The organism is Streptomyces sp. NPDC059567 (assembly GCF_042735655.1).
GTDB lineage: Bacteria > Actinomycetota > Actinomycetes > Streptomycetales > Streptomycetaceae > Streptomyces.
In genome coordinates this window covers 21,171-28,761 of sequence record NZ_JBHWBS010000044.1, presented here as the reverse complement: position 1 = coordinate 28,761, position 7,591 = coordinate 21,171, and the positions used below count along the sequence as shown (strand labels likewise).

The 7,591-nt window shown below is 67.9% G+C and carries 8 protein-coding genes and 3 pseudogenes; 7 read left to right on the top strand and 4 right to left on the bottom strand.

The features are described from left to right. Positions 1-89: 89 nt before the first annotated feature. Positions 90-2,414: a hypothetical protein gene (locus ACFVZW_RS20580; RefSeq protein WP_384523223.1), complete on the bottom strand. Its 2,325-nt coding sequence runs from the start codon at positions 2,412-2,414 to the stop codon at positions 90-92. A 207-nt stretch (positions 2,415-2,621) separates the two neighbouring features. On the opposite strand from ACFVZW_RS20580, the gene ACFVZW_RS20575 reads away from it, so the two are divergent. Continuing rightward, the gene (locus ACFVZW_RS20575) at positions 2,622-3,215 is read left to right on the top strand and encodes a hypothetical protein (RefSeq protein ID WP_384523221.1); all 594 of its coding nucleotides are present in this window, start codon (positions 2,622-2,624) and stop codon (positions 3,213-3,215) included. 142 nt (positions 3,216-3,357) lie between these two features. Here the strand turns inward: ACFVZW_RS20575 and ACFVZW_RS20570 are convergent, their stop codons facing one another. Beyond that, positions 3,358-3,594 (bottom strand): hypothetical protein, encoded by a 237-nt coding sequence (locus ACFVZW_RS20570; protein WP_384523219.1) that lies wholly within the window; start codon positions 3,592-3,594, stop codon positions 3,358-3,360. 163 nt (positions 3,595-3,757) lie between these two features. Next, positions 3,758-4,030 carry a hypothetical protein gene (locus tag ACFVZW_RS20565; RefSeq protein ID WP_384523217.1) on the bottom strand — a complete coding sequence of 91 codons (273 nt, stop codon included), beginning with the start codon at positions 4,028-4,030 and terminating at the stop codon, positions 3,758-3,760. A gap of 191 nt (positions 4,031-4,221) precedes the next feature. Between ACFVZW_RS20565 and ACFVZW_RS20560 the strand changes: the two are divergent. The 5 genes and pseudogenes from ACFVZW_RS20560 to ACFVZW_RS20540 all read left to right on the top strand — a co-directional run bounded on the left by ACFVZW_RS20560 (position 4,222) and on the right by ACFVZW_RS20540 (position 6,935). Then, positions 4,222-4,649 (top strand): annotated as a pseudogene (locus ACFVZW_RS20560) (ATP-binding protein). Positions 4,650-4,785: 136 nt separating this feature from the next. Further along, entirely contained in the window at positions 4,786-5,235 is a 450-nt protein-coding gene (locus ACFVZW_RS20555; protein ID WP_384523215.1) for a hypothetical protein, read from the top strand. 5 nt (positions 5,236-5,240) lie between these two features. Continuing rightward, positions 5,241-6,155: a hypothetical protein gene (locus tag ACFVZW_RS20550; protein WP_384523213.1), complete on the top strand. Its 915-nt coding sequence runs from the start codon at positions 5,241-5,243 to the stop codon at positions 6,153-6,155. A gap of 1 nt (position 6,156) precedes the next feature. Then, positions 6,157-6,276 (top strand): annotated as a pseudogene (locus tag ACFVZW_RS20545) (site-specific integrase); the annotation flags it as partial. Positions 6,277-6,467: 191 nt separating this feature from the next. Beyond that, entirely contained in the window at positions 6,468-6,935 is a 468-nt protein-coding gene (locus ACFVZW_RS20540; RefSeq protein WP_384523286.1) for a DUF4240 domain-containing protein, read from the top strand. A gap of 6 nt (positions 6,936-6,941) precedes the next feature. On the opposite strand, the pseudogene ACFVZW_RS20535 reads toward ACFVZW_RS20540, so the two are convergent. Continuing rightward, positions 6,942-7,310 (bottom strand): annotated as a pseudogene (locus ACFVZW_RS20535) (UTRA domain-containing protein); the annotation flags it as partial. Between the two features lie 19 nt (positions 7,311-7,329). Here ACFVZW_RS20535 and ACFVZW_RS20530 point away from each other — a divergent pair. Continuing rightward, positions 7,330-7,497: a hypothetical protein gene (locus ACFVZW_RS20530; protein ID WP_384523211.1), complete on the top strand. Its 168-nt coding sequence runs from the start codon at positions 7,330-7,332 to the stop codon at positions 7,495-7,497. Positions 7,498-7,591: the final 94 nt, after the last annotated feature.

Here is a 7,591-nt window from a genome sequence, read left to right as displayed (position 1 = left end):
CCGCCCCCGGGGCCCCGGCTCCGGGCTCCCCCCCGCCTCGGGGGGGGGGGGGCGCCCCTTCTGCAAGAGGCGTGTACTGCCTGTTCAGGCTACCCGTCGAGGGTCTTGCGTCGGCGCATCCACCACATCAGGCCACCGCCGAGGGCGACGATCGCCGCGGCGATGCCGGTGATCAGGCCGATGGGGGTGTCGGAGCCGGTGTCGGCGAGATCGCCGTCGGGGTCCGGCTTGTTCGCCGGCGGGGCCGTCGTACCGTCACCGGGGCCCGGGGTGGTGGGGGCCGGGGTCGTCGGCGGGTCGGTCGGGTTCGGCGGGTCGGTCGGGTCCGGCGACGGCGGGGTGCCTCCGTCGTCGTCCTTCTGGCCGGCGCTGTTGCCGCCGAGGAGGAGCAGCCGCTCCCGCTCGGTGTCGTCCGTGAGGGCCTTCACCGACGTCTGGGTCTGGCGCGGCAGGTGGCGGTTCTGGAGCCGGAACTCGGCCTGGGTGACGTTCCGCTTGGGCTGCTTGGACAGGTCCACGCCGCCGACGCTGATGACCCAGACCTCTTGGCCCTTGGTGAGCTCGTACTTGAACTCACCCTCCTTGAAGACCTTGACGTACTTGTCGAAGACGTCGGTCTTCTTCCAGTCCTGGTGCGGGGCGCGGATCGGCCACTGCGCCACGTTGTTGCTGTTGATGATGGTGCGGTAGTCCGTCGGGCGCTGGGCGTCCTGCTGACGGACGAACTCGGCCGCCACCCGGGACTTGTAGACGCGCCGCAGGTCGGCGTACTGCGGGGCCTCGTTGATCCACTTCTCGACCTCGGGCACGATCGTGGAGCGGAACACCCGCTCGTTGTGCTCGATCTCGGCCTTGGTCAGCGAGTCCTGGCAGGGCTTGCCCTCGCCGGGGCCGGGGGTGTTGACGTCGGCGTACTCCGACTGGAGCTTGAGCGGCGCGTCGAGGATGTAGATCCCGCCGTCCTGCTCGCGGACCTTCGCCGTCTTCGGCTCGATCCAGTTCCGCGTCGACGTCAGGCACGGCCAGCCGTTGACCTTGGACAGGCTGTCCCAGGTGTTCTTGCCCAGGGCCGTCTTGGGGTCCATCGCCTTGAAGAAGTCGTGCTTGAGCCGGAGGTCGGCCTCCAGCAGCACCCGGCCGGCGTCCGTGGACGCGAACTTGTCGTCCATGATCGTGCCGGGGGTGTCCGGGTTGAGGTTCACCCAGAACTTGTCCGGCGTCAGAGCCAGCCACGTGAAGAACGCGTCCGACGCCATCTGCGCCTTCGCCCTGCCGCCCCAGCCGACCGTGTCGTTGTCGGGGTCCTCCTTCGCGCCGAAGGAGTAGTCCAGGCCCTTGCCCTTCACGGGCGTGCCGACGTACTGGAGTTCCAGGGTGGAGAAGTCGATGCCGCCCGGAGTGGGCATCTGGGAGACGCCAGGGATCCGGCCGATGCGCTGCAGCCGGTCGGCGAGCTGCTTCGGGTTCTCCGGCGACTTCTGGATCATGTCGTTGCCGCCGCCCCGGGAACCGGTGCTGGTGCCGGGCTTGGCGTTCATGTACGGATCGACACGACGCGTCGGGCTGCTCGACGTACCGCCCGGGGCCTTCTCGACCGCGTCCGCCTTGTACGAGATCTTCTTGACCCGGTCCGGGGCGATCTTCCGCAGATCGGCGTCGTGGTTCTTCGCGCCGCCCTTCGTCTCCCGCCCGTACGCGTAGGAGATCTTCTTGTCCTTGTGGTTCGGGTCCTTCAGCAGCGCCTTGTCCTTGGGGCGCTGCGTGGGGTCGGGCTTGTCGTTCGACTTGCCCTCGACGATCTCCCCGGTGCGCTGGTTGTAGGCGTCCGCACGCCGTACGTAGCGCTCCTTGGTGTCCGGGTCGATGACCTCGAACTCCTTCTCGCAGATCCAGTCCGGACCCACCAGGCCGAAGTCGTAGACGAGCTTGGCCATGTACGCCTTGCCGCGGGGGTCGTTGCCGCCCTTGGGGATGTAGAAGTCGTCCCGGTACGTCTCGAAGGGCACCCCCTTCCACTGGGCCGTCTTCTGCGCCTTCTTGTAGTAGGCCCAGACCCGCCGCTCGTCGCCCTTCTTGTAGTCGTCAGGGTTGTCGCTGATCTCCTTGAGCTCATCAGCGGTCGGCGCGCGCAGGCCGTCCCATTGCTTCTGCCCGTTGACGTAGTCGTACTCGTCGCGGTCCGCGTCCGGCCGGATGTACCCGTCGGCCGGGAGGCCGCCTTCCGCGACGTCGGAGAAGTCGTAGAAGTCCTTGTACTCCTCGTCGCACCGCTTGCCCTGCTTCAGCGGCGGCTTCGGCTTCGCCTCGGCCTGGTCCCAGCCGGGCAGGCCGGTCAGCGAGACGGCGCCGGCGCAGGACAGCGCGATCGCTGCCCGCGCCCACCAGCGGCGTCGGGAACGTATGTGTCGGGTCACGAAAACCCCCTGGAGGCCCCAGGTCGGTCAGATTTCCTCGCGTGGCGCCACGGGCCCCCGTGGTCAGTTCGGCGCCGCTGCGGGAGCAACCCACCCTAGGGGCTCAACTCTCCCTGCCCGCACCCCAATTACTGACGGCACACCGACAACTCACGTGCCGTGCGGGATCTTTACACCGCGCACACATGGTTCGCCTAGTCTCGGGGCATGGAGTGGACCGATCCGCGCGACATGGACGAGGACGAGTACGCCGAGTACCTGCGCGAAGAGAAGACCCGAGACCACGTCAGCGCCCACAACCCGGTGCTGGAGAAGTGGCTGGAACAGCAGCGCACCGGATTCCCCGCCTGGGCGAAGGAACACGCCGGCCGCGGGCCGTGGGACTTCACCGTGGATTCTCTCCCTCGGCTCGAAGCGCTCGTCCGGGACGCGTTCGACAGCCCCGCTCAGGCCCGCAAGGTGATGGACGCGCCCCTGGTCGCGGTTGCGGCCTGGTACCTCGGTGAGGTCCACAACCGCGCCTTCGGCACCCAGTGGCGGTTCCACCCCTCCTTCGCCGACGACAACCCCCTCGACCACCGGCCGCACATCACCCTGCCCTGGGAACGCCGGGAGGAATTCCACTACACCGACCCCGAGCACATCGAGGACGACGCGCGCCCGATCTACTCCCCCACCGAAATCTTGTGCAACCTCCCGGCCCGGCCTGCGGATCAGGGCCTCCTGCACCGCATCAGCAGCCGGTGGGAGGTACCCACCTCCTGCGACGACTCGTCCTGCCGCTACCACCCCAACAGCTAGCCGCTGCGCAGGGCACTGGCTTGTCGCGGAACCAGCCGCGCCGCGCCGGCGAGAGCGAAGGCGGCCCGCCGTCTCCGCCCGAACTGCCGCCATGACGCCGGATGCCGCATCCTCCGTCGCTCGGCATGTGCACCCTCTGCGCCTATCCCAGCGCGTCCGCCGCGTGCGTGGCATCGAGAGGGGAGAGCGGCAACTGGCAGTCGAACTCGAATGTCTCCATGGCAGCGTCGGCGGGGAACTCCGGGTGGTCGCTCCAGATCTCAGCGAACGCAACCAGAAGGTTCCACGAGGCGGTCGCATGCAGCTCGGTCTCCACCGCCTGTGCCGGCGGAGAGGCACGATGAAACCGCACCGCCGCGATCTGCTTATCGGCGGCCATACGTAGGGCCATGGCCGTACGGCGGGCTTCACCTCGCAGTGAGGCCGCGTCTGGGATGCGCGCTGACACAAAACGGGCCAGCTGCGCGATCTGCTCTCGGTGATTCGCTCCACTTTTCCCCCTCGCGCCCACCCCGAGCAGCGCGACGCTACCTGACCTGTGGCTACAGGAGTTCCAGCATGCATGCCAGGGCCTCCGCCAGGCGGGACTTCACGCGGTGCGACCGGGCGCAGTGCCGCTTCGGGCGCCACCACCTGGGCTGCTCGATCAGCTTCTGGCACCAGCGGCACGGCAGCGGGTCCAACTCGACCTGGCGGCCGACCTCGTGGCGCAGGCACTGGAAGCCCTCAGCGATGACGAGACCGAACCGGAGGAACTTCGGCTCCTGACGGATGCCCCCAAGGACACGCTCCGCGTAGCAACAAGCCGCGGCCATCGCCTGATGGATCCGGACTTCAGCACTCGCGAAGGCGATGAAGGTCCAAGGTTGCCGGCAGCAGCCTTCGGCTAGCGGTGGTGAGCACCAAACGACAGAAGGGCCCCGAACACACACGGCTCCGGAGTTATCGAGCCACATTGGGGATATGGCGCCATCCCCCCACCAGCCCTCCCCTGGTCACCGTACGTGTGCTCACGCAACGGTTCAGCTCCACCCCGCGCGGCGCCCGCCTCGCCCGCCACCTCACGCTCGACCAGCTGCACCGCTGGGGCATCCCGTACGACTCGGACGCGTCCGGCACCGCCGCCCTCCTCGTGGCCGAACTCGCCGCGAACGCCGTCACCCACGGCCGCGTACCGGGCAGGGACTTCGAACTGAGGCTCCCACGCTCGCCGCAGCCACGCTCCGCATCGAGGTCACGGACACGCGCACCGACCGCCGCCCACCCGCACCCGGCGCGCTCTCCGCACCGCCCCCCGAAGCCGCCGCCGGTCGGGCCTTGCTGCTTGTGGAGACGCTGGCCGACCGGTGGACGGTCCTGGACGGCGTACCGGCCGGGAAGACCGTCCGCGCCGAGCTGGATCTGCGGGGCGGCGTCTGCCGTGAAAGCGGATGACCCTATTCCGTAAGGAAGTTGCACGCTGAATAAATCAGTGGCCCTTTAGATCAAGCCAGTTGTTATGCTCATGCGGCTCACGCGGCGAGGAGTCGCGCGCCGCACCATCAGTGTCTGACCTACACAGGGGATTTCCATGCGTACGCGCCGCAAGATAGCCTCCCTTGGCCTCACCGCCGCTGCCACGGCGGGCCTCGTGCTCGGAACGGCCCCGCAGTCGCACGCCTCCGCGGCGCCCTACTGCGACAACTACAACCCGTACTGCATGCACTTCTACTACAACAGCGGTCTCTCCGGTTCGTTCACCGCGTTCGTGGGCTTTGACCACTACACCCTGGACGGCTACAAGTTCCTGCGTGACGGCGCCGGCAAGGGCCAGTACGTCAAGAACAACGCCGCCTCCGCGTCGAACCTCAGCGACTACGACCTGAACGTCTACTTCAACAGCAACCTCTCGGGCGCCTGCGACTCCATCCCGCCCTACGGCACCACCAACACCGGCCCGAACGACCGCCTCGTGAACACGTACAACGAGAACGCGTCCTTCGGTTACGGCCGTTACAACGGCAACTGCTACAAGTTCTGATCCGCATGCGACGCCTGGCACCAGCCTGCCTGGCCCTGGCCGCTGCCCTGCTCGGCTGCTCCCCCGGGAGCGGTCAGAGCGAGGGCGGCGGCCCGGCCGGGTCCGCCGAGAACCCTGCCGCGTCCGGCGGCCCGGCGGCCGCACGGCAGGTCACGTACAGCGACCGGCTGCCCATCGCCCGGTACAGCTACACCGACGCCGAGAACGCCGCGATCGAGTCCGCCCAGCAGGTGCTGACGCGACGCTGCATGCGCACGTACGGGATCACGTACGAGCCTCCGAAGCCGGGCGCGGACGCACCCGAGCCCGCCGACCGCCGCTACGGGCTGTCGAGCGCGAGCGAGGCGGCGCGCTTCGGCTACCACCCGAACCACGACGCACTGCCGACCGAGCGGCCCGCACTCCCGAAGGATGCCTTCCCGGTGCTCTACGGAAAGCGGAGCGCGGTACGGGGCGGCGGGGAAAAGGTCATGTACAAGGGGAAAGAGGTTCCGTCGGACGGATGTTTCGGTCAGTCGGTCGGAAAGCTCTCCAAGGAGTACGACGAACCGGCCGGGGCGGCGGTCGCGAGCCGTATCGCCACCGAAAGCTATAGGGAATCCCTCACCGACCCATCGGTGAGGGAAGGATTCCGGAAATGGTCCGCATGTATGCGGAATTCCAGCTTCCGATACGCGTCCCCGATGGACCCGATGAACAGCTCCGAATTCCAGGGCAAGACGGTCTCCGCGAAGGAGAAGGACACCGCGGCCGCGGACCTGCGGTGCAAGGAGGAGACAGGGCTTCTCGACATCTGGTTCCAGGCCGAGTCCAGGATCCAGAAGGCGGACATCGAAAAGAACGCCGAGGCCCTGGAGAAGCTGCGCACGGCCCACCACGAGAAGGCGGAGGCGGCACGCCGCATCGTCGCGGAGGGCTAGCCAGTTCACCCGCGTCGCCGCCTCCGCCGGCCTCCGCGTCATCCGGCTCCACGACGCCCGGCACGGCTGCGCCACCCTGCTCAGCGCTGCCGGGGTGGCTCCTCGCGTCGTGATGGAGGTGCCCTTTTCCCTTGTGCCCCCGGCAGGATTCGAACCTGCGACACCCGCTTTAGGAGTTCGATCGGGTGGGTCTTGCTGGGGTTGTTCGGCTGCTGACGACTGCTGCGGACAGCCGGGGACGACCGACGCGATCCGTCCACGTTGATGTCAACCGTTGATGTCAGACCGCCCTGACATCCTGCGCTCGTGAGAATGACATGGGCCGACTTCTGGGTGCTGATAGCCACCCTTAACGGCGAAGCCACCGAAGAGAGCTGCCAGCGCCTTGCCGAAGAGCTGAGCCGCCGCTCCGTCCCCGACATCATCGGCTTCGCGGAACGCCATGCCGAGGCCCTCTACCGCCTGGATCAAGAGAAGTTCGGCACACTTCCCGTGGTCGACCTGACGACCCGAGACGGTAGGCCGTTCCCTCAGTCGTCCGACGTGTTCCTGTACACGCGTTGCGCTGTGGTGGCCGCAGGACAGGCCGTGTGGGAGAGCGTCTTCTTCGACGTCGACAAGTTCGCCCCGTACACCTCAAGCGAGCGCGACGGCGAGTGGCTGTTGTACGTGCCGGACAAGGCGTACGAGCTGGCCACCGGCGAGGAGTGGGACCGCTCCACCCGGTACTGCTTCGAGAGCTACTCGAACAAGGACGGTTGGCCAGACCTGCGGAGCTGAGGCGAGCTACTGCTTGATCGGGATCTCATAGACGATCTCGCACAGGGCGGCGGGCACGACGATGTCCGCCGTCTCTACGGGACGCCCTTCGTCGCTGTAGTACGTCCGCCGGATGTGCGTGACGAGGGCGGCCTTCTGGATGCCGAGGAGTGAGGCTTCCTCGGCGGTGGCCTGCCGCGGCTCGGGCTGCTCTACGGCGTGGCTGACCGTGATGCCGATCTCGGCCATCCGGTTCACAACGCCAGCTCCGGCGTGGGGCCCGCCCTCGGGAAGGATCACGAGGGTCCCGCCCGTGAGGTCGTACGGCTCCCAGCTCGTCGACAACTGCACGGGTCGCCCGTCGGCGAGGAACTCATGCACGGTCCGGACGCACAGGTGTCAGGGCAAGGGGACTGTGACCGTCACGTTCGCCCCTTCCGGCCTGTCCTTCCCTCTCCGGTGTGTCGAGGGCGAAGTCAGCACCACCTACAACCAGATCGACCTCAAGCAGGACCGGGAGTCTGCATCCGTCAGCGTGCAGGCGCCGAGCCCGGTCCGCTGGGCCATGAGCGTCGGACAGTAGACGTGCTCAGGCGTGTGCCACGCGCCGCCGGCGGCGGGTGCCCCCGGCGTGGCTGGGGGGGGTGGTCTCGATTCATAGCCCCGGGGCAGCTGGG